General features: G+C 68.4%; 19 protein-coding genes. 9 read left to right on the top strand and 10 right to left on the bottom strand.

Annotated elements, in window-relative coordinates; translation table 11 throughout:
- Positions 1 to 40: 40 nt before the first annotated feature.
- Genes cysS through AC3WL7_RS16610 form a run of 3 tightly spaced genes read left to right on the top strand, consistent with a single transcriptional unit; the run spans position 41 to position 3169 of the window.
- Positions 41 to 1417, top strand: coding sequence for a cysteine--tRNA ligase (gene cysS, locus AC3WL7_RS16620; RefSeq protein ID WP_200734447.1), 1377 nt, complete (start codon positions 41 to 43; stop codon positions 1415 to 1417).
- 55 nt (positions 1418 to 1472) lie between these two features.
- Positions 1473 to 1925: a SufE family protein gene (locus AC3WL7_RS16615; RefSeq protein ID WP_079222523.1), complete on the top strand. Its 453-nt coding sequence runs from the start codon at positions 1473 to 1475 to the stop codon at positions 1923 to 1925.
- Positions 1922 to 3169, top strand: coding sequence for an MFS transporter (locus AC3WL7_RS16610; RefSeq protein WP_492751744.1), 1248 nt, complete (start codon positions 1922 to 1924; stop codon positions 3167 to 3169). Before AC3WL7_RS16615 ends, AC3WL7_RS16610 begins: the two co-directional genes overlap by 4 nt.
- Positions 3170 to 3328: 159 nt before the next feature.
- Here the strand turns inward: AC3WL7_RS16610 and dksA are convergent, their stop codons facing one another.
- Positions 3329 to 4570 carry an RNA polymerase-binding protein DksA gene (dksA, locus tag AC3WL7_RS16605; protein ID WP_492751742.1) on the bottom strand — a complete coding sequence of 414 codons (1242 nt, stop codon included), beginning with the start codon at positions 4568 to 4570 and terminating at the stop codon, positions 3329 to 3331.
- Positions 4571 to 4841: 271 nt separating this feature from the next.
- On the opposite strand from dksA, the gene yidD reads away from it, so the two are divergent.
- From yidD to AC3WL7_RS16585, 4 genes are all read left to right on the top strand, one after another.
- Positions 4842 to 5096 (top strand): membrane protein insertion efficiency factor YidD, encoded by a 255-nt coding sequence (gene yidD / locus AC3WL7_RS16600; RefSeq protein WP_200734450.1) that lies wholly within the window; start codon positions 4842 to 4844, stop codon positions 5094 to 5096.
- A gap of 1 nt (position 5097) precedes the next feature.
- Positions 5098 to 6444: a dihydroorotase gene (locus AC3WL7_RS16595; protein ID WP_492751738.1), complete on the top strand. Its 1347-nt coding sequence runs from the start codon at positions 5098 to 5100 to the stop codon at positions 6442 to 6444.
- Entirely contained in the window at positions 6444 to 7292 is an 849-nt protein-coding gene (locus AC3WL7_RS16590) for a M23 family metallopeptidase (protein WP_295521225.1), read from the top strand. The genes AC3WL7_RS16595 and AC3WL7_RS16590 overlap by 1 nt, the downstream gene beginning before the upstream one ends.
- A gap of 76 nt (positions 7293 to 7368) precedes the next feature.
- Positions 7369 to 8877, top strand: a complete 1509-nt coding sequence (locus AC3WL7_RS16585; protein WP_492751734.1) for a hypothetical protein — start codon at positions 7369 to 7371, stop codon at positions 8875 to 8877.
- A gap of 87 nt (positions 8878 to 8964) precedes the next feature.
- Here AC3WL7_RS16585 and AC3WL7_RS16580 read toward each other — a convergent pair whose 3' ends face one another.
- The 5 genes from AC3WL7_RS16580 to efp all read right to left on the bottom strand — a co-directional run bounded on the left by AC3WL7_RS16580 (position 8965) and on the right by efp (position 13232).
- The gene (locus AC3WL7_RS16580; RefSeq protein WP_079222531.1) at positions 8965 to 9669 is read right to left on the bottom strand and encodes an isoprenoid biosynthesis enzyme family protein; all 705 of its coding nucleotides are present in this window, start codon (positions 9667 to 9669) and stop codon (positions 8965 to 8967) included.
- An 11-nt stretch (positions 9670 to 9680) separates the two neighbouring features.
- A complete protein-coding gene (locus AC3WL7_RS16575) occupies positions 9681 to 10376 on the bottom strand; it encodes a phosphoglycolate phosphatase (protein WP_108747049.1) in 696 nt (231 codons plus the stop codon).
- A complete protein-coding gene (ubiG, locus tag AC3WL7_RS16570) occupies positions 10373 to 11089 on the bottom strand; it encodes a bifunctional 2-polyprenyl-6-hydroxyphenol methylase/3-demethylubiquinol 3-O-methyltransferase UbiG (protein ID WP_088026601.1) in 717 nt (238 codons plus the stop codon). The genes AC3WL7_RS16575 and ubiG overlap by 4 nt, the downstream gene beginning before the upstream one ends.
- 25 nt (positions 11090 to 11114) lie before the next feature.
- Positions 11115 to 12458: a TRZ/ATZ family hydrolase gene (locus AC3WL7_RS16565; RefSeq protein WP_108747050.1), complete on the bottom strand. Its 1344-nt coding sequence runs from the start codon at positions 12456 to 12458 to the stop codon at positions 11115 to 11117.
- Positions 12459 to 12665: 207 nt separating this feature from the next.
- Positions 12666 to 13232: an elongation factor P gene (efp, locus tag AC3WL7_RS16560; RefSeq protein ID WP_079222535.1), complete on the bottom strand. Its 567-nt coding sequence runs from the start codon at positions 13230 to 13232 to the stop codon at positions 12666 to 12668.
- Between the two features lie 96 nt (positions 13233 to 13328).
- Here efp and epmB point away from each other — a divergent pair, with 96 nt between their 5' ends.
- On the top strand, positions 13329 to 14369 hold the full coding sequence (gene epmB, locus AC3WL7_RS16555; protein WP_492751727.1) for an EF-P beta-lysylation protein EpmB: 1041 nt from the start codon (positions 13329 to 13331) through the stop codon (positions 14367 to 14369).
- Between the two features lie 174 nt (positions 14370 to 14543).
- On the opposite strand, the gene AC3WL7_RS16550 is transcribed toward epmB, so the two are convergent.
- Entirely contained in the window at positions 14544 to 16670 is a 2127-nt protein-coding gene (locus AC3WL7_RS16550; protein ID WP_108758193.1) for an EAL domain-containing protein, read from the bottom strand.
- 285 nt (positions 16671 to 16955) lie between these two features.
- Positions 16956 to 17726, bottom strand: a complete 771-nt coding sequence (locus AC3WL7_RS16545; protein ID WP_079225299.1) for an RNA methyltransferase — start codon at positions 17724 to 17726, stop codon at positions 16956 to 16958.
- A 120-nt stretch (positions 17727 to 17846) separates the two neighbouring features.
- On the opposite strand from AC3WL7_RS16545, the gene AC3WL7_RS16540 reads away from it, so the two are divergent.
- Complete coding sequence (locus AC3WL7_RS16540) at positions 17847 to 18674, top strand: inositol monophosphatase family protein (RefSeq protein WP_079222538.1); 828 nt, start codon at positions 17847 to 17849, stop codon at positions 18672 to 18674.
- A 132-nt stretch (positions 18675 to 18806) separates the two neighbouring features.
- Here the strand turns inward: AC3WL7_RS16540 and AC3WL7_RS16535 are convergent, their stop codons facing one another.
- A complete protein-coding gene (locus AC3WL7_RS16535) occupies positions 18807 to 19253 on the bottom strand; it encodes a hypothetical protein (RefSeq protein WP_492751723.1) in 447 nt (148 codons plus the stop codon).
- Positions 19254 to 19507: 254 nt separating this feature from the next.
- Entirely contained in the window at positions 19508 to 20374 is an 867-nt protein-coding gene (gene htpX / locus AC3WL7_RS16530) for a protease HtpX (RefSeq protein ID WP_079222540.1), read from the bottom strand.
- Positions 20375 to 20383 lie beyond the last annotated feature (9 nt).

Here is a 20383-nt window from a genome sequence, read left to right as displayed (position 1 = left end):
ACGTTCTAAAATCACAGGCTTGTCCCCCAGCCACAGCCCCATGACCCTGCGCCTGCACAACAACCTGACTCGCCAGCTCGAACCGTTCACCCCGATCGACCCGGCCTGTCCGACCCTGTATGTGTGCGGCCCGACGGTCTACAACTACGTGCACATCGGCAATGCCCGCGGCCCGGTGGTGTTCGGGGTGCTGGCCGACCTGCTGCGGCGGCGCTTCGGTGGCCTGCGCTACGCGCGCAACATCACCGACGTGGACGACAAGATCAACAACGCCGCGCGCGAGCAGGGCGTGCCGATCAGCACCATCACCGACAGGTTCGCCGCCGCCTACCGTGAAGACATGGCCGCGCTGGGCGTGGTGCCGCCGGACATCGAGCCGGAAGTGACCGCGCACATGCCGCAGATCATCACCATGATCGAGCAGCTCATCGCCAACGGCCATGCCTACGCCGCCGAGGGCCACGTGCTGTTCGCGGTGGCCAGCTTCGATGGCTACGGCAAGCTGTCGCGCCGTGATCCGGAGGAAATGCTGGCCGGTGCCCGCGTCGAGGTGGCCCCGTACAAGCGCGATGCCGGCGATTTCGTGCTGTGGAAACCCTCCAGTGACGACCTGCCCGGCTGGGAATCGCCGTGGGGCCGTGGCCGCCCCGGCTGGCACATCGAATGCTCGGCGATGGCCGCCGCCCACCTGGGCGAGACCATCGACATCCATGCCGGTGGCGTGGACCTGCAGTTCCCGCACCACGAAAACGAGATCGCGCAGAGCGAGTGCGCCCATGGCGGCAGGATCTTCGCCCGGTTCTGGATGCACAACGGCATGCTCAACTTCGGCGGCGCCAAGATGAGCAAGTCGCTGGGCAACATCGAGCGCGTGCATGACCTGGTGCGCCAGCATCCGCCCGAGGCGCTGCGCCTGGCCCTGCTCTCGGCCCACTACCGGCAGCCGCTGGACTGGTCCGATGCACTGATCGAACAGTCCGCGCGCACCCTGGACCGCCTGTACGGCACCCTGCGCGACCTGGCCGACGTGACCGCCACGGCGGCGATCCCGGCCGCCGTCGAGGCGACCCTGGACGACGATCTGAACACCCCGCAGGCGCTGGCCGAAGTGGCCCGCATCGCCGGCGAGGCGCGCCGCGCGACCGATCCGGCCGAGCGCACGCGCCTGAAGGGCGAGCTGCTCGGTGCCGGCCTGGCGCTGGGCCTGCTGCAGGCCGACCCGGCGCAGTGGTTCGGCACCGCCGCCAGCGAAGGCGACGACGATGCACGCATCCAGGCCCTGATCGACGAGCGTGCCGCCGCCAAGCAGGCCCGTGATTTCGCCCGCTCCGACGCCATCCGCGACCAGCTGGCCGCCGAAGGCATCGTCCTGGAAGACACCCCGCAGGGCGTGCGCTGGGTGCGCAAGCGCGCCTGACCCGCCCTGCCCCGTGGCCGGCGCGTCCGGCCACGCCCCCACTGTAGAGACCGTTGTGACCGACTCCCCGTTCCCGCTTGAACCCACCGCCGCCGAGGCCCAGGCCGCCATCGCCGAGGAATTTGCCTTCTTCGGCGACTGGTCCGAGCGCTACCAGTACCTGATCGACCTGGGCCGCAAGCTGCCGGCCTTCGCCGACGCCTGGAAAACCGAAGAGCACCGCCTGCTGGGCTGCCAGTCGATGGTCTGGATCGTGCCCGAAGGCAACGCGCAGTCGCTGCGCTTCCACGCCATCAGTGATTCGGCCATCGTCTCCGGCCTGATCTTCCTGGCCCTGCGCGTGTATTCCGGGCGTTCGGCGCAGGAGATCCTGGACACCGAACCGAGCTACATCCAGGACATCGGCCTGGCCCGCCACCTCTCGCCCACCCGCAGCAACGGTGTGGCGGCGATGCTGGCCTTCATCCGCGAGACCGCGCAGGCCCAGCTGCAGCGCGAACAGCCGTGACCGCCGCCGCCACCGGGGACGAAGGCGCGCTGGCCCTGCTGGGCCGGCCGGGCTTTGCCAAGCTGCTGGCGTACCGCATCTTCGCGATGCTGTCCTACCAGGTGGTGGCCGTCACCGTCGGCTGGCACATCTACGAAGTCACCCGCAATCCGTTCTCGCTGGGCCTGGTCGGCCTGGCCGAGGTGCTGCCGTTCTTCTGCGTGGCGCCGTTTGCCGGCTACCTGGTGGACCACCTGCCGCGCCGCCGGCTGGGCATGGTCGCCTGCGCCGGCCTGGTCGCCACCGCCGTGGTACTGACCGGCGTGGCCACCGGCTGGCTGCCGTTCCAGGGCGTGTGGCCGATCTACGCCGCCATCGCACTGACCGGCATGGTGCGCGCGTTCCTGTCGCCCATCTACAACGCGCTGTTCGCCCGCGTGCTCGAGCGCAGCCAGTTCGCCCGCGGCGCCGGCCTGGGCAGCGTGGTGTTCCAGTCGGGCATGGTGGTGGGCCCGGCGCTGGGCGGCATCCTGGTCGGCTGGGGCGGCAAGGGCCTGTCCTATGGCGTGGCCACCGCCTTCGCCGCGGTGGCGATGGGCTGCCTGGCCACGCTGAAGGTGAGCGAGCCGGTGCACGACGGCCCGGCCGCGCCGATCTTCAAGAGCATCGCCGAGGGTGCCCGCTTCGTGGTCGGCAACCGCATCATGGTCGGTGCGATGGCACTGGACATGTTCTCGGTGCTGCTGGGCGGCGTGGTGGCGATGCTGCCGGCCTTCCTGCAGGAGATCCTGCACTACGGCCCCGAGGGCCTGGGCATCCTGCGCGCGGCGCCGGCACTGGGTTCGATCGCGGTGGGCCTGTGGCTGGCCCGCCACCCGCTGCAGAAGAATGCCGGCCGCGTGCTGCTGTTCGCCGTGGCCGGTTTCGGCCTGTGCGTGGTCAGCTTCGGCCTGTCCCAGCACTTCTGGCTGTCGGCGCTGATCCTGCTGTTCTACGGCGCCTTCGACGGCGTCTCGGTGGTGGTGCGCTCGACCATCCTGCAGCTGGCCACGCCGGAGGAAATGCGCGGGCGGGTGTCGTCCATCAACGGCATCTTCATCAGCTCGTCCAACGAGCTGGGCGCGTTCTACGCCGGCACGATGGCGAAACTGCTGGGCCTGGTGCCGGCGGTGGTGCTGGGCGGGTTTGCCGTGCTGAGCGTGGCCGGGATCACGGCGTGGAAGAACCCGACGCTGCGGAAGTTGAACCTGCGCGACCTGCAGTGAGCCTGTAGAGCCGAGCCGATGCTCGGCTGCTTTTCTTTGAACGGCAGCCGAGCATGGGCTCGGCTCTACCATCGGCCAGTCGAGCAAGCTCGACGCTACTACCCAACAAAAAACCCGGCCGAGGCCGGGTTTTTCGCATGACCAGACAACGAACTGGAATCAGTCGCCCTGCTGCTTCTGCAGGTGCTCCCAACGCTCCTGGGCGTCGATGGTGCGCTCGGCGGTCAGGCGCGCTTCGAGGCGCTCCAGGCCGATTTCCTCACCGGTGTCCACGCAGTAACCGTAGTCGCCGGCTTCCAGGCGCTTCAGGGTGCTGTCGATCTTGCCGATCAGCTTGCGGTAGCGGTCACGGGTACGCAGTTCCAGCGAGTTCTCGGTCTCGCGGGTCGCACGCTCGGCTTCATCGCCGATGTCACGCACTTCCTCACGCAGGTTCTCGATGGTCTGCTTGGACTCTTCCACCAGGTCGGCGCGCCAGTTCTGCAGGCGCTGGCGGAAGTATTCCTGCTGCAGCGGGCTCATGTACTCCTCGTCCGAGCCGGGCTTGTAGCCGGTCGGCAGGATCGGGCGGCCGGTGGCCTCGTCGGTCTTGTATTCGACGACCTTGTACTTGCTGCGCGGGGCCGGCGCCGCCGAACGGGCGGTCACAGCCACGGCAACCTTGCCCACGGGGCGCGACACGGTCTTCGGAGCGGGATCTGGTTTCACGGCAGTTTTCACAGCGGTCTTGGCAGGCGATTTCGAAACGGGCACGGGATTCTTGGATTGCGGGGCCGTCGATGCTGCAGGGGTGGCGGCCGGGGCCGGCTTGGGGGCCGGTCTGGCTGCTGCCACTGCCGCGGTCTTGGCCGGGACAGACTTGGCCGGAGCTGCCTTGGCGGCGGGCTTCGGTGCGGTTTTCACTACCGGGGCCGGGGCCGGCTTGGCAGCCGGCTTGGCGACATTCTTGGTTACCTTCTTTACAGCGGCAGGCGTGGCGGCGGGTTTAGCCGCTGCTCCCTTTTTCACCGCCGGCTTGGCTGCCGGCTTGGCCGCGGCTTTCTTTGCCACCGGCTTCGGTGCGGGCTTGGCGACGGCCTTCTTCGGTGCCGGCTTGGCCACGGCCTTCTTGACCGGTGCAGCCTTGCTGGCAGCCTTCTTTGCCACCGGCGCCTTCTTGCTGGCCGCCGCTGGCTTGGACTTGGCCGGCGCTGCGGCCTTCTTCGCCGCAGGCTTGCTGGCCTTGGCCGGTGTTTTCGTTGCGGTGGCCTTCCTGGCCGCCGGTTGTGAGGATGCTGCCTTGGGGGCCGCCTTGCCGGCCGGCTTCTTGGCAACAGGCTTGGCCGCCAACTTCTTCACAACAGGCTTGGCGGTTTTCTTGGCGGCCTCGACGGCCTTCTTTGCAGTTTTTTTAGCAGCCACGAAACGCTCTTCCTTGGATTCCCCGGGGCCCGGGAAAGCGGGCCTTTATAGCCTACCCGATCCGCAGCAGCAACCTTGGGGGCCTGCTCCATTCAGTCCTGGAGCCAGCGGCCCAAAGCGACGGTCCGGCGAACCTGGACCGCCTTGCGCGGTACGGAACCTGGCCGGCACCTCACGGTGCCGGTACCGGTCGCAGGCCATCGGCGACATGCGACCAACGGCCCATCCTGCACAAATGCGGGCTTCATGCCAACTGGCATAAGATGACTGGGTGATCTCGCGCCTGCTCATTGCCCTGCTGCGCTTCTACAAGCGCTTCATCAGCCCCCTGCTGGGGCCGCGCTGCCGTTTTGTGCCCAGCTGTTCTGAATACGCAATGGATGCCATCGCGCTGCATGGCCCGCTGCGTGGCAGCTGGCTGGCTGCGCGCCGCCTCGGCCGCTGCCATCCGTTCCACCCCGGCGGCTTCGATCCGGTGCCCGAATCGCCCAACGCCCCCTCTTGCCGTTGCACAGGAAAACACTGACATGTCCTCCACCCTCATCACCAATGCCCGCATGGTCAACGAAGGCCGCACCTTCGACGGCGACCTGCGCATCGAGAACGGCCGCATCGCGCAGATCGGCAGTGGCCTGGCGCCGCGCGACGGCGAACAGGTGGTGGACGCAGCCGGGCGCTGGCTGCTGCCCGGCATGATCGATGACCAGGTGCACTTCCGCGAGCCGGGCCTGACCCACAAGGGCGACATCGCCAGCGAATCGGCGGCCGCCGTGGCCGGTGGCCTGACCAGCTTCATGGACATGCCCAACACCAACCCGCCGACCTTGGATTCGACCATCCTGGAAGCCAAGTACGAGCTGGCACGCGGCCGCGCCTGGGCCAACTACGGCTTCTACCACGGCGCCAGCAATGACAACCTGGAAGCGATCCGCGCGCTCGACCCGAAGAAGGCACCGGGCGTGAAGGTGTTCATGGGCGCCTCCACCGGCAACATGCTGGTGGACAACCCGGAAACGCTGGATGCGATCTTCCGCGAATGCCCGACGCCGATCATCACGCACTGCGAAGACACGCCGATGATCGATGCCAACCTCAAGGCATTCCAGGAGAAGTACGGCGACGCGCTGACCCCGGACATGCACCCGGACATCCGTTCGCGCGAGGCCTGCATCAAGTCGACCCGCCTGGCCATGTCGCTGGCGCGCAAGCACGGCACCCGCCTGCACGTGCTGCACATCTCCACCGCCGACGAGCTGGCGCTGTTCGAGAAGGGCCCGCTGATCCGCTCCGACGGCAGCCGCAAGCAGATCACCGCCGAAACCTGCGTGCACTTCCTGCATTTCGCGCGCCCGGATTACGCGACCAAGGGCAACCTGATCAAGTGCAACCCGGCCATCAAGGAAGTGTCCGACCGCGAGGCGATCACCGCCGCGCTGGCCGATGACGTGCTGGACGTGCTGGCCACCGACCACGCCCCGCACACCTGGGAAGAGAAGCAGAAGCCGTACGCGCAGGCACCGTCGGGCCTGCCGCTGGTGCAGTACGCGCTGGTGGCCGCGCTTGAGCGCGTGCACGAAGGCAAGCTGACCCGCGAACAGGTGGTGCAGAAGTTCGCCCACGCCCCGGCGCAGCTGTTCGACGTGGAAGAACGCGGCTTCCTGCGCGAAGGCTACTTCGCCGACCTGGTGCTGGTGGAAGACGTGCCGTTCACCGTCAAGCGCGAGGACGTGCTGTCCAAGTGCGGCTGGTCGCCGTTCGAAGGCACCACCTTCCGTTCGCGCGTGGCCTCCACCTGGGTCAATGGCCAGCGGGTGTGGGACGGCAGCAAGCTGGTGGGCGAACCCGCCGGCCAGCGCATGACCTACGACCGCTGATGCGTTCGGCACTGATGATCGGGGCGCTGCTGCTGGCCGCGCCCCTGCTCACCACACCCCAGGCGCAGGCGCAGGATGGCATCGGCAGCCTGATCGACAGCCGCGTGGTGTTCCCGGCCAGCGCTTCGCAGGGCGCGCTGGTGATCGGTAAGGTGCCCGCCGGCAGCCGCGTGCAGTACGCCGGCCGGCAGTTGCGGGTGAGCAGCTACGGCAGCGTGGTGTTCGGCATCGGCCGCGATGAGAAGGGTCCGCTGCAGGTACAGGTGCAGCGCCCCGACGGCGGCAGCGAGACGGCCACCATCACCGTGACCGCGCGCGACTGGCCGACCGAGCGCGTCAACGGCGTGCCGCCGAAAACGGTCAATCCGCCACCGGCGATTGCCGAGCGGATCAAGCGCGAACAGGCGCAGGTGACCGCCGCGCGTGCCCGCGATGACGACCGTACCGATTTCACCCAGACCTTCATCTGGCCGGTGCAGGGCCGCATCAGCGGTCGCTTCGGCAATGCACGCGTGTACAACGGCCAGCCCGGCGCCGGTCATTCGGGGATGGACATCGCCGTACCCACCGGCACCCCGGTGAAGGCACCGGCCGCCGGCGTGGTGACGTTCGCCGGCCCGGACCTGTACCTCACCGGTGGCACCCTGCTGATCGACCATGGCTACGGCGTCAGCTCGAATTTCCTGCACCTGTCGCGCATCGACGTGAAGGTCGGCGACCGGGTGACCCAGGGCCAGGTGATCGCCGCTGTCGGCGCCACCGGCCGTGCCACCGGCCCGCACCTGCACTGGGGCATGAACTGGTTCGACACCCGCATCGATCCGTTGCTGGTGCTGGAGCGCAAATAACGGCCGTGCGGCCTGGTTGCCGGCCAGCGGCCGGCACTACCGGGATGCTTCGCCGCATTGAAACAAGGAATGTTGCATGCCCGCTCCGGGTGATATCCATGTCGTCCACAACGAGCGCCTGCAGGCGTTCGTCGCCTACCAGCTGACCCACCAGGACGCGCGCGACGGCAGCCTGGCCGTGCTGACCCTGGACTGGACCGGCGCCACGCCGCCCGACCCGGCCGCCGTGGCGGCCATGCAGCCGGCGCGCTTCAACTACCTGCAACAGGACAACGCGCTGCACCACCTCGGGGTGGGCAAGCAGGTGCCGCGCGACTTCCAGCGAGTAGGCTGGCGCGCGCCCCTGGTCGACGCCGCGCCGAACCGGCTCGGCAGCTGGCCCGATGGATCGGAAATCGAACGCCAGCGCCACTGGGATGCGCTGGATGCAGCCGCCACGCAGGCCTTCAAGCGCGCCGCCACCGCCGAGGACCGCACGGTAGTGCTGGAACATGGCGACTATCCGGTGCGCCGCTGTGCCACCCGCCTCGATGGCGCGGCCATGAACCTGGCCCCGTCATTGCACCTGTTCGATGCCCTGCCCCTGCTCACCCGGCTGGACATCGGCGAGCCGGTGCCCGGCCTGCTGCCGTGGCTGCGCAAGCGGCCGCTGATCCACACGCTGGATATCAGCCACCCGCAGGACACCACGCTGGACCTGCGCGGCACCGGCCTGGTCCAGGCCAGCATCGATGCCACCGGCCTGCACCACCTGCACCTCAACCACGGCCTGTGCCGGCTGACCCTGCACGGCACGATCACGCCCGGCCTGGTCATCGAAGGAGAGGATGACGGCCGCTGGCTGACGCTCATCAGTTCCGATGCCACGCTGCGCTGGTCCGGCCTGGCGGCGCTGGGTGCGCTGCAGCTGCGCGACGTGCGCGAACTTGATGGCGGGCGCATCGCCGGGCGCTTCCCGCAGCTGCGTGCGCTGCATGTCACCGGCGCACCCGCCGTGCTGCACGGCCTGCAGCGGCTGGGCGAACTGCAGCACCTGCATACCCTCAGTGCCAGCGACGTGTTCCCGCCGGAGGATGCGGTGTTTCCTGCACCCGGCTGCTGGCCGCGGCTGTGCCGGCTGTGGCTGGCCAGCGTGCCGGCTGCACTGGGCGCGGCGATCAGGAAGGCCTACAAGCGCGAGGTTGCTGGCGGCCTGGACCTCGCTGTCACCCAGCTGCGCACGCCGGACTGGCTGGCTGCCAACCTCGACAATCCGTTCCGTGATTGGGACGGCAGCGCGCAGGTCACTACCGCGCAGGCGAACAAGGCGGCCACGCTGTATCGAAAGGCCTGCAGCGAGGCGCTGAAGCTGGCCTCGGCAGGCGGCGACGCAGCGGCAGTGACGGAGGCGCTGGCGCAGGTGGGACGCACCTACACCGAAGGCTTCAACGCGCTGGATCGTCGCAGCGGCTTCATCGAAACCGAGGAACGCGAGCAGATCTACACCGCGTGGCTGGGCATCGTCGATGCGGTGGAAGCACGCAGCGGAATGGCGCTCGACCGCGAGGTGCTGCGCGCGGCCATGAACGAGGCCAGGACGTTCTGAGGGCATCCGCCGGGCATGGCCCGGCGCTACCCGATTACCGCGCCCGGTAGCGCCGGGCCATGCCCGGCGAGCGCAGCGGCAGCGGCATCAACCGCGGGCAGCCCACCACACACGCAGCAGCGTGCGCACCGGGGTCGCTTCAATCGGTTTGCCGGCCGCCTGTGCGGCCACGCGGGCGCGGGCCAGGCTGGCCCAGACGCGGCGCGCGCGCGGACCGGGTACGCGGGTGCCCCAGCCCTTCAGCAGAGCCTGTGCCCACCGCTGCGCGGCGGTGCTGGCGTCCTGGTCCAGCAGGCTGCGCGGCACACCGGCCACGCCGGCATCCTGCAGGCGCTGGGCCAGGGTCTGCAGCTGCACTGCACGGCCGGCGCCCTTGCGCGGCGTGTCGTTGAACAGCACTGCTTCCACGGCGGCAACCGCTTCGGCGTAGTTGGCCAGCGCGCGCTCGGCGCTGGCGGCATCGAGGGCAACCGTGCGCGCCTCGACCAGGTCCGGCAGCGTCCCGGCCAGCTGCGCCCACGGCGCACGCACCGGCTCCAGCAGGCGGCCCAGCGGATGGCGCGAACGCTGCCCCGCCCAGCTGCGCAGCTCCTCGCCCCACCACGCCAGCTTGGCATCGGCCGGCAGCGGGTCGCCGCTGGTGTTGAGCATGTCGTCGAACTCCTGCAGCAGCGCAAACCACGCCACCGCCAGCTCGCGTTGCGATTCGGCCACGAACGGGGCGGCCACCGACCATTCCGGCCAACGGCTGCGCCACTTGTCGAGGAAACTGTCCAGCGCGGTACTGCTCACTACGTCATTCCTTACGGCTGGGCCGGGGCTGCCGGCCGGGTCGGCCAAAGACTGGCCAGTTGCAGAAGTTCGGCGTTTTCCACCAGCACGTCGGCCTGCCAGGCCAGCGGATCGTCGCTGTGCAGGCGGTAGCCCCACAGCGCTGCCACCGACGGCATGGCCGCCGCGCGTGCGGCGATGATGTCGCGCTCGTCGTCGCCTACATACACGCAGTCCTCGGCGGCGATGCCGATCGCCTGCGCGGCATGCAGCAGCGGCAGCGGATGCGGCTTGCGCTCGGCCAGGCTGTCACCGCCCACCAGCACCGCGCAGCGCTGCTGCCAGCCCTGTTGCGGCAGGATCAGGCGCGCCAGATACTCCGGCTTGTTGGTGACGATGCCCCACACGGTACCTGCGGCGTCCAGCGCGGCGAGCATGCCGGCCACGCCGTCGAACAGCACCGCGTGCTGGCCGATCAGCGCTTCATAGCGCTGCAGGAACTCGGGAATCAGGGCATCGCGGTCGGCCGCGTCCAGATCCGGGAAGGCGGCGGTCAACATCGCACGCGAGCCCTTGGAGACCACCGGGCGCAGCTGCGCCGGGTCGATCGGCGCACGCCCGCGCTCGGCCAGCATCGCATCGCAGGTGGCGACGAAATCCGGCGCACTGTCCAGCAGCGTGCCGTCCAGATCGAACAGCACCGCCCGCGGGAAGCTGGCCGTGGTCATGCAGGCTTGACCGCGTAGGCCAGGTAGTTGATGTCGGTGCGACTGCTCAGGCGGGCATGGTTGCGCCACGGCTCATAGGCCATGCCGCTCACATCCACCAGCTGCACATCGGCCTCGCGCAGCCAGCGTGCCAGCTCGGCCGGCTTGATGAATTCCTGGTAGTGGTGGGTGCCCTTGGGCAGCAGCCGTGCCACGTACTCGGCGCCGACGATCGCCACTGCGAACGCGGCAGCGGTGCGGTTGATGGTCGACAGGAACAGGTGGCCACCGGGCTTCAGCAGGCGCTTGCAGGCTTCGATGATCGCGCCCGGATCGGGCACGTGCTCGAGCATTTCCATGCAGGTGACCACGTCGAAGCTGCCCGGCTGCTCGGCGGCCAGGTCCTCGGCGGCCTGCACCCGGTAATCGACCTTGGCGCCGCTTTCCAGCGCATGCAGGCGCGCCACCTTGACCAGCTCCGGGGCGAGGTCGATGGCGGTGACGTCGGCGCCGGCCTGGGCCAGTGCTTCGCTCAGCAGGCCACCACCGCAGCCGATGTCGAGCACGCGCGCACCGCGCAACTGCACGCGGTCAGCCACGTACTTCAGGCGTACGGGGTTCAGCGCATGCAGCGGCTTCTGCGGGCCGTCAGCGTCCCACCAGCGGTTGGCCAGCGCGGCGAACTTGTCCAGCTCGGCCTGATCGAAATTGGAGGAAGCGTGGGGGGCAGTCATGAGAAAGTCCTTGCAGCGCCGGGGTTCAGGCGCGGATATGACGGATGCGCTCGCGCCACTGGCGCGCGTTGGCGATGATGCCCGGCAGGTCCATGCCGACCAGCTCGCGCTGCACCAGCTTGGGCTTGCCGGCAATCCAGACATCGCTGACCTGCTGGCGGCCGGTGGCGTACACCAGCTGCGACAGCACGTTGTGCAGCGGCTGGGTTTCCAGCGCGGACAGGTCGACGCAGACCAGGTCGGCCTGCTTGCCGACTTCGATCGAGCCGATGCGTTCACCAAAGCCCAGCGCGCGCGCACCGCCCAGGGTGGAGGCGCGCAGCGTGGTGGCCGCGTCCAGCGCGGTCGCATCGTCGGCCACGGCCTTGGCCAGGATCGCCGCGGTACGGTTCTCGCTGAACATGTCCAGGTCGTTGTTGCTGGCGCAGCCGTCGGTGCCGATGGCCAGGTTCACGCCGGCGCGCTGCAGGGCGCAGGCCGGGCAGAAACCGGAGGCGAGCTTCAGGTTCGATTCCGGGCAGTGCACCACGCTGACGCCACGCTCGGCGCAGAGATGGATTTCGGCGTCGGTCAGCTGGGTCATGTGCACCGCGATCAGGCGGTCGTTGACCAGGCCGAGGCGATCCAGCCGCGCCAGCGGGCGCTGGCCGTGCAGCTTGATCGAATCGTTGATCTCCTGCGCGGTCTCGTGGGTGTGCAGGTGCACCTGCATGTCGAGCTGGTCGGACAGCATCCGCACCCGCTCGAAATTGGCATCGTTGACCGTGTACGGCGCATGCGGCGCGAACGCGGTGCCGATCAGCGGATCGGTGCGCCACTGGTCGTGCAGTTCACCGGCCTTGGCGAAGTACTCGTCGTCGGTCTTGGCCCAGGCGGTGGGGAAATCGATGATGACCGCACCCACCAGGGCGCGGAAGCCGTGCTTCTTGTAGACCGCGGCCTGCACGTCGCCGAAGAAGTAGTTCTCGTTGGCGCAGGTGGTGCCGCCGCGCAGCATCTCGGCGATGGCCAGGGTGGTGCCGTCGGCGACGAATTCAGGGCCGATCACCGCCGCTTCCACCGGCCAGATGTGCTGCTGCAGCCAGGTCATCAGCGGCAGGTCGTCGGCGACGCCGCGCAGCAGGGTCATCGGATTGTGCGTGTGCGCGTTGACCAGGCCGGGCATCAGCGCCGCGTCGGGGCGGCTGACCACCTGGGTGGCGCGGAAACGCGCGCGGGCCTCGGCTCGCGGCAGGATGGCGACGATTTCGCTGCCACGCACGGCGACGGCATGATCTTCCAGCACCACCGCATGCGGCTCGATCGGAACGACATAACCGGCTTCGATGAGCAGGTCGCAGGCTTCGGGGAGGTGCGGGCTATCGCTCATGCGGGCTCACTTGGCTATTGGAGAAGGGCCTGGCGGGAGGCGGTAGCGCCGGGCCATGCCCGGCGGCTGTCCGTTGCGGCGCCATGGGCGCCGGCAACGGGTTCCGGGCGGTGCCCGGAAAGCCGAGCGTGGGCTCGGCTCTACAGGTAATCCGGCGCCGGGGTTGCCGGCCAGCGGCCGGCACTACCGTAATCCGGCTGCGCCGGATTACTTGACGCGCGCGGAGTATTCGCCCGAGCGGGTATCAACCTTGACGATTTCATCCTGGTTGACGAACAGCGGCACGCGGACCACGGCGCCGGTTTCCAGGGTGGCCGGCTTGCCGCCGCCGCCCGAGGTGTCGCCACGGACGCCCGGATCGGTCTCGGTGATCTTCAGTTCGACGAAGTTCGGCGGCTGCACGAAGATCGGCGAACCGTTGAACAGGGTGACGATGCAGGACTCTTCGCCCTTCAGCCACTTCTCGGCGCCGCCCATGCCGGCCTTGTCGGCCTGCACCTGCTCGAAGGTTTCCGGGTCCATGAAGTGCCAGTACTCGCCGTCGCTGTACATGTAATCCATGTTGGTATCGACAACGTCGGCCACTTCCACGTCATCGGTGGCCTTCATGGTCATTTCCACGGTGCGGCCCGAGCGGATGAAGCGATAGCGCACGCGGGTGAAAGCCTGGCCCTTGCCCGGCTTGATGAACTCGGTCTCGGAGATGACGGCCGGTTCATTGTTGACCAGGATCTTCATCCCGTTCTTGACATCGTTCATGCCCGCAGTGGCCATGCTCAAGCTCCTCAAATGGCGAAACCGCCGCGCGTGCGGCGAGCCGGTAGAATGGAAAACCCACCGGAACCCCGGTGGGCAACTGTTTATGCCCCCATGATAACCGCAGGCCCCCTCTCCATGCAGCTTTCCGCCTTCCCCCGGCCCCAGTCGCCAGGCGCGCCCGCGCGCTGGCAGCAGCTCTGGCGCCAGGCGCTGCGCGACCCGCACGCCCTGCTGGCCCGGCTGCAGCTGGACCCGGCGGCGCTGGGGGTCTCGGAGGCGGCCATGGCCCAGTTCGCCCTGCGCGTGCCGGAAGGCTTCGTGGCGCGCATGCGCCCCGGCGATGCCACCGACCCGCTGCTGCGCCAGGTGCTGCCGATCGACGAGGAAATGCGTCCGGCGCCCGGGTTCAGCTTCGACGCGGTGGGCGACGGCGCGGCGAAGAAGGCCACCGGGGTCATCCAGAAGTACCGCGGCCGGGCCCTGCTGGTGGCCACCGGCAGCTGCGCGATCAACTGCCGCTACTGCTTCCGCCGCCACTTCGACTACGGCGCGGAAAACGCCGCCAAGGGTGGCTGGCAGGAGGCCGTGGCGGCCATTGCAGCCGATCCGGACATCGACGAGGTGATCCTGTCCGGCGGCGATCCGCTGTCGCTGGCCACGCACAAGCTGGCCGAGCTGACCGACGCCCTGCGCCAGATACCGCACATCCGCCGCCTGCGCATCCACACCCGCCTGCCGATCGTGCTGCCCGAGCGCGTGGACGAGGAGCTGCTGGCCTGGCTGGGCAGCCTGCCGTGGCCGCTGGCCATCGTGGTGCATGCCAACCATGCCAACGAATTCGATGCCAGCGTGGATGCCGCGATGGCACGCCTGCGCGGCCTCGGCGCACAGCTGCTGAACCAGGCCGTGCTGCTGCGCGGGGTCAACGACAGCGTGCAGGCGCTGCAGGACCTGAGCGAGCGCAGCTTCGCCGCGGGCGTGCTGCCGTATTACCTGCACCAGCTGGACAAGGTCGAGGGCGTGGCCCACTTCGAAGTGGACGACGCCCAGGCCAAGGCCCTGATCGCCGGCCTGACCGCACGCCTGTCCGGTTACCTGATCCCCAAGCTGGTGCGTGAGCTGCCCGGCGACCCCAGCAAGCGCCCGGTGTAACCCGGAACGCGCAGGGCCGGTAGATCCGCGCCATGCGTGGATGGGCTTCCAGGCCGAAGCAGCCACGCATGGCGTGGCTCTACTGCGGCGCTCTGGCCCGGTGCGCAAACTGCCCGGCGACCCCAGCAAGCGCCCCGTGTAACCAGTAGATCCACGCCATGCGTGGATGGGGTGTCAGAGGCCCGAATCGATCATCCGCACCACTTCGGTGGCGGTGACCGGGTGGCTCAGCCAGTAGCCCTGCCCCAGGTCGCAGCCGCGCTGGGCCAGCAGTTCGAACTGCGCTTCCTGCTCGATGCCCTCGGCCACCACGGTGATGCCCAGTGCATGGGCCATGGCGATGATGGCCGTGGTCAGCGCCAGGTCGTCCGGGTCACGCTGCATGTCGGCCACGAAGCTCTTGTCGATCTTCACGCCGTCCACCGGCACCTGGCGCAGGTGGCTGAGGCCGGAGAAGCCGGTACCGAAATCATCCAGCCAGACCTTCACGCCGGTGCGGTGCAGCTTGTCCAGCAGCTGCGCGGCCAGCATCTCGTCGCCGATCACCGCGGTTTCGGTCAGTTCCAGGTGCAGGCGCGAGGACGGCAGCCCCGATTCGTGCAGGCACTGCGCCACCAGCGCCGGCAGTTCGCCGCCACGCAGCTGGCGCGGCGACACGTTCACGGACACGAACAGCTCGTCGCCGGCTGCGCCACGCGGCCACTGCGAGGCCTCCATGCAGGCCGCACGCAGCACCTTCGGGCCGATCACCTCGATCAGGCCACTCTGCTCGGCCACTTCGATGAACACCGACGGCGGGATCGTGCCCAGGGTCGGGTGCTGCCAGCGCAGCAGCACTTCCACGCCCACCAGGCGGCGGTCGCGCATGCGGAAGATCGGCTGGTAGGCCAGGCGCAGCTCGCCGCGCTCCCAGGCACCGCGCAGCTCCTGCTCCATGTGCACGCGGCGCTCGACCGCGTGGTCCATCGCCCGGCTGTAGTAGCGGTAGCAGTTCTTGCCGGCCATCTTCGCCTGGTACATGGCGATGTCGCCGTTCTTCAGCAGCGTGGTGGCGTCGGCGGCATCGTCCGGGTACAGCGTCACGCCGATCGAAGTGCCCAGGAACAGCTCCCTGCCCTGCACCACCAGCGGCTTGCCCAGCTCGCGCACCAGCACTTCGGCCAGCAGCCGGGCATTGGCAGCCACGTCGCCATCGCCGACCAGGATGACGAACTCGTCGCCACCGAAACGCGCCAGCAGCGCGTCGTCGCCGCCCGCCTCGGCCACGGCATGGCCGATGCGCTGGGCGAACTGCAGCAGCGCCTCGTCGCCCGCCTCGTGGCCCAGCGTGTCGTTGACCCGCTTGAAATCATCGATGTCGGCAAACAGCAGGCCCAGCCGGTGCTTGGATGCCCGCGCGGCCATCAGCCGGTGGTCCAGCGCCTCACGGAACGCCAGGCGGTTGGTCAGCCCGGTCAGCGCATCGGTGTAGGCCATGTGCCGCACTTCGCGGTCGTGGCGGGCAATCGCATCGCGCATGCGGGCAAACCCGCGCACCAGCTCGCCGACCTCGTCGTCACGGGTGTTTTCCCGCAGCGGTGCCTGGTAGTCACCGGCCTCGATGCGGCGCGCGGCGGCGGCCAGGTCCCGGATCGGCGCCACCAGGGTGCGCTGCACATACAGGATGACAACCACCCCGATCACCACCAGCAGGCCCAGCATCAGCAGCAGCCAGCCCAGGTGGCGGCTGCCGACCTGCTGCAGGCGCTCGCCGAGGGTGGCGTTGGCGGCCAGCTCGCGCTCCCGCACTTCATCCAGCGCCATGCCCACGCGGACGCCGCCGATACGCTGCTTGCCGACCATGATCGGCATGGTGTTGTCGAGCACGGTGGCCGACTGCTGTACCACCAGGCCCTGCGCGGCGGTCGCCGCCGCGGCCAGCGGGTCGGTCATCGGCTTGCCGAAGCCGGGCACGCCGACCGAGCCGTCATGCACCAGCCGGCCCTTGCCGTCGAACACCAGCACATAGCGGATGACCGGCTGCCGCGAGGTCGAGCGCACCAGCGCGCCCACCTGGCCCAGGTCGTTGTAATAGAGCGGGTTGGCCAGCGAGTCGGACAGCTCGCGCGCCAACGCCTCGCCGCGGCTGCGCACGCTGCGGTCGAACAATTCATGGATGACGCCGCCGCTGAGGCTCTTCACCTCGCTCTGCATTGTCGCCTGGCGGCCCAGCAACACCGCCAGGATCGCCACCACCACCAGCATCGCCCCGCCCATCGCGAGCAGGAAACGGGCCTGCATCCCCGAGCCGAGCCACTTCATGCCACTTCCATCCGTACGTGTCCCGACTGCACTGCCCATTCCAATCCACTCCACCGCGTATGCGCGGCCGCCGGACGCTGCAGCAGCGCCCGGCCCCTCATTGTTTCTGTGACCTTGTCGATCCGATACCACGCCCGAAGCATCTCCGCCGCGGCCGTGGCCGCGCGGACAGGCCGCCATGGAACCAGGCTCAGCAATCCCCACTGCGTTGCCTTGCATGAAGCCGACACAAGCATCATCCCCCCAGGGTATCCAGACAGACTACCCGAAAAAATGAGAACGTCGTCAGCCTTCCTTGCCGTGGTTCCCGGCCAGCCGCGCCATGCGCTGGGCATCGGCCAGGATGCCGCGCAGCAGGCGCACTTCCTGTTCACTCGGCTCGCTGCGCAGGAACAGGCGGCGCAGCTTGCGCATGGCCGATTCGGGCGCACGGCCCTTGTGGAAATCGATCTCGTCCAGGGTGTCGCCAAGCTGGGCGAAGAAGCTCTCCATCTGCTCATGGCTGGCCACCGGCTCGCGGGAACCGGCCTCGGCCTCCGCCGCCGGCTGCGCGCCCAGCAGCTGCATGCGCGTTTCATAGGCCAGCACCTGCACGGCGGCGGCCAGGTTGAGCGAGCTGAACGCCGGGTCGGACGGGATATGCACCGCCGCATGGCACAGCTGCAGCTCTTCGTTGGTCAGGCCGGTGCGCTCACGGCCGAACACCAGGGCCACTTCGGCGCCCTCGCCGGCCTTGGCCACGGCCCGGGCGGCGGCGTCGGACGGCAGGTACTCCTCCAGCTGGACCCGGCGTGCACGCGCGGTGCAGCCCAGCACCAGGGTGCAGTCGGCGACGGCTTCGGCCAGGGTGGCCACCACCGGGGCGTCGCCGAGCACGTCTTCGGCACCGGCCGAGCGGCGGAAGGCCTCCTCGTCCAGCGGCTTCTCGGGGGCGACCAGGACCATGCGGGCCAGGCCCATGGTCTTCAGGGCACGGGCGGCAGCGCCCATGTTGCCGGGGTGCTGGGTCCCGACCAGGACGAATCGGAGGCGGGTGGCGGCGGAAAACTGGGACATGAACAGGGAAATGTCGAGCTGGACGAAGACCAATGGTAAACTGTGCGGCCGGCCACTGCGCCGGACCCGCTCTTTTCCCCCGCCAGCCCTACCTCTTCTGCCTTTCCGGGAGCCCACGCCATGCAGAAACCCGCCGTCACCGTCATGGTCAAGGCCGCCCGCCTCGCCGGCAACGTCCTGTTGCGCAACATCAACAAGCTCGAGGCGCTCAATGTGGTGCAGAAGGGCCGGATGGATTACGCCAGCGAAGTCGATGCCGACGCTGAAAAGGTGATCGTCAAGGAACTCAAGCGCGCCTACCCCGAGTACGGCGTGTTCGGCGAAGAAGGCGGCGTGCAGGGTGGCCACCGCAACATGTGGGTCATCGACCCGCTGGACGGCACCAGCAACTACCTGCGCGGCGTGCCGCACTACTGCGTGTCGATCGCCCTGGTCGAGAACGGCGAGCCGACCGACGCGGTGATCTTCGATCCGCTGCGCAATGAACTGTTCACCGCCAGCCGTGGCGCCGGTGCCGTGCTCAACGACCGCCGCATCCGCGTGGCCGACCGCAAGGACCTGGGCGGCACCATGATCCACACCGGCTTCGCCCCGCGTGAGCGCGCCCGTGCCAGCGCCCAGCTGAAGGCCGTCGACGCCCTGCTGGTGCAGGCCGAGGACATCCGCCGCAGCGGTTCGGCCGCCCTGGACCTGGCCTACGTGGCCTGTGGCCGCGCCGACGCCTACTTCGAAGCCGGCGTGAAGGCCTGGGACATCGCCGCTGGCGTGCTGCTGGTCCGCGAAGCCGGCGGCAAGGTCTGCGACTTCAAGGGCGCGACCCTGGCCCGCATGGACAACCGTGGCCCGGACACCCAGCAGGTCGTCGCCGGCAACCTGAAGGTGGCCGAGTCGCTGCAGAAGGTGCTGGTCAACACCGGCTACGCGGCCGAGTTCGACGCGAAGTTCTAAGCGTCCAGGCAGCGCGGCTCACTGAAACGGCATCCGATAGGGTGCCGTTTCTGTTTGTGCCGCGCAGCCTTTGTAGAGTCGAGCCATGCTCGACTGCGTTTGCGCAAACTGCCCATGGCCTCGAAAGCGGGTTCAGCGTTTGACCCATTGCTCAATGAAAGCCCGGATGTCCGGCATTCCCGAACCACTTCGAAGACGGGCCACTACCTCGAAGGGATTGAACGCCTCCGGCGGGTCCATTTCATGACCAACGAGCATCGGCTCTGGCACACCGTCATCGTTCAACTCGACACCAAGCCACTCCCCACCGAAGCGAAGCCTGACAACCTCCCCCAGATACCGGCCGACCGTGTACTGCATGAGATCCCCATCCTCGCCGCCTTCATCCAGAATCGCGATAAGCGTGCATAGGGTGCGATCGAGATTCGGCCAACCGTGCTCTGGATGAGGCAAAGGGCCGTGCCCCCGCCGCTCCAGTTCATCGCTGAACATTTCCAGCTCCGTCACCGTATGTTCGATGAACTCCTCCAGGAACTCCGCCTTGATGTCCTCGAAAGCAACGCCGTCGTCTTGATGCATGCCAAGCATCCTTGGTCGTTATGCGAAAGAGTCCCAAACTGGACCAGAGTCCCGTTCCAGACTCAATGCACAGGTCGAGACGTTTCGCGCAAGTCCGTGCATCAGCTCGCTGCAGCGGACCGAAGCTTTGCATCCCAGCCTGCCACACCATGCCGAATGCGACAGAACCAAGCGCGCTTCTACCGGCCTGGGGGCTGCAAAAAAAACGCCCGGCACCAGGCCGGGCGTTCGTATTTCCAGATTCAGCCCGACGCTTACGCGGCAGTCGAAGCGCGCAGCGCGGCGATGCGCTCTTCCAGCGGCGGGTGGCTCATGAACAGCTTCTTCGCCGTCGAACCGGCAATGCCGAAGGCTGCGATCTGGGTCGGCAGCGTGCTCTGGCCGTGGTTGAGCTGCAGGCGCTCCAGCGCGGCGATCATCTTCTGGCGGCCGGCCAGCGAGGCACCGCCAGCGTCGGCGCGGAACTCGCGATGGCGCGAGAACCACATCGAGATCATCGTGGCGAACAGGCCGAACACCATCTCCAGCACGAACACGATGATGAAGTAGGCGAAGCCACGGCCGCCGCCTTCGCGGTTGCCCGACAGCGCGCTGTCGATGACGCCGCCGACCACGCGGGCCAGCACGATCACGAAGGTGTTCAGCACGCCCTGCAGCAGCGCCATGGTGATCATGTCACCGTTGGCGACGTGGGCGATCTCGTGGCCCAGCACCGCTTCGGCCTCGTCTTCGCTCATGTTGTGCAGCAGGCCGGTGGACACCGCCACCAGCGCGTTGTTGCGGTTGGCACCGGTGGCGAACGCGTTGATTTCCGGACCGTCATACACGGCCACTTCGGGCATGCCGATGCCGGCCGCCTTGGCCTGGCGCTCGACGGTGGCCAGCAGCCAGCGCTCGGTCGGGTTGCGCGGTTCGGTGATGACCACCGCGCCGGTGGAACGCTTGGCCATCCACTTGGACAGCAGCAGCGAGATGAAGGAGCCACCAAAGCCGAAGATGCCGGCCATGACCAGCAGGCCGCTCATCGAACGGGAGTCCACGCCCAGGATGGACATCACGATGCCGGCGAGGATCAGCACCGCAAGGTTGGTGGCCAGGAAAAGGGCTACGCGGGTAAACATGGGAAATTC

It is taken from the genome of Stenotrophomonas sp. FW305-3-2-15-E-LB1, from assembly GCF_058787375.1.
This window is presented reverse-complemented; position numbering and strand designations above follow the sequence as displayed.

What these genes read in the sequence shown, in the direction of transcription:
- cysS (WP_200734447.1), top strand. Translation starts at nt 41, where the DNA reads ATGACCCTGCGCCTGCACAACAACCTGACTCGCCAGCTCGAACCGTTC.
- AC3WL7_RS16595 (WP_492751738.1), top strand. Translation starts at nt 5,098, where the DNA reads ATGTCCTCCACCCTCATCACCAATGCCCGCATGGTCAACGAAGGCCGC.
- AC3WL7_RS16590 (WP_295521225.1), top strand. Translation starts at nt 6,444, where the DNA reads ATGCGTTCGGCACTGATGATCGGGGCGCTGCTGCTGGCCGCGCCCCTG.
- AC3WL7_RS16585 (WP_492751734.1), top strand. Translation starts at nt 7,369, where the DNA reads ATGCCCGCTCCGGGTGATATCCATGTCGTCCACAACGAGCGCCTGCAG.
- AC3WL7_RS16575 (WP_108747049.1), bottom strand. Translation starts at nt 10,376, where the DNA reads ATGACCACGGCCAGCTTCCCGCGGGCGGTGCTGTTCGATCTGGACGGC.
- ubiG (WP_088026601.1), bottom strand. Translation starts at nt 11,089, where the DNA reads ATGACTGCCCCCCACGCTTCCTCCAATTTCGATCAGGCCGAGCTGGAC.
- AC3WL7_RS16565 (WP_108747050.1), bottom strand. Translation starts at nt 12,458, where the DNA reads ATGAGCGATAGCCCGCACCTCCCCGAAGCCTGCGACCTGCTCATCGAA.
- efp (WP_079222535.1), bottom strand. Translation starts at nt 13,232, where the DNA reads ATGGCCACTGCGGGCATGAACGATGTCAAGAACGGGATGAAGATCCTG.
- epmB (WP_492751727.1), top strand. Translation starts at nt 13,329, where the DNA reads ATGATAACCGCAGGCCCCCTCTCCATGCAGCTTTCCGCCTTCCCCCGG.
- AC3WL7_RS16550 (WP_108758193.1), bottom strand. Translation starts at nt 16,670, where the DNA reads ATGAAGTGGCTCGGCTCGGGGATGCAGGCCCGTTTCCTGCTCGCGATG.
- AC3WL7_RS16545 (WP_079225299.1), bottom strand. Translation starts at nt 17,726, where the DNA reads ATGTCCCAGTTTTCCGCCGCCACCCGCCTCCGATTCGTCCTGGTCGGG.
- AC3WL7_RS16540 (WP_079222538.1), top strand. Translation starts at nt 17,847, where the DNA reads ATGCAGAAACCCGCCGTCACCGTCATGGTCAAGGCCGCCCGCCTCGCC.
- AC3WL7_RS16535 (WP_492751723.1), bottom strand. Translation starts at nt 19,253, where the DNA reads ATGCATCAAGACGACGGCGTTGCTTTCGAGGACATCAAGGCGGAGTTC.
- htpX (WP_079222540.1), bottom strand. Translation starts at nt 20,374, where the DNA reads ATGTTTACCCGCGTAGCCCTTTTCCTGGCCACCAACCTTGCGGTGCTG.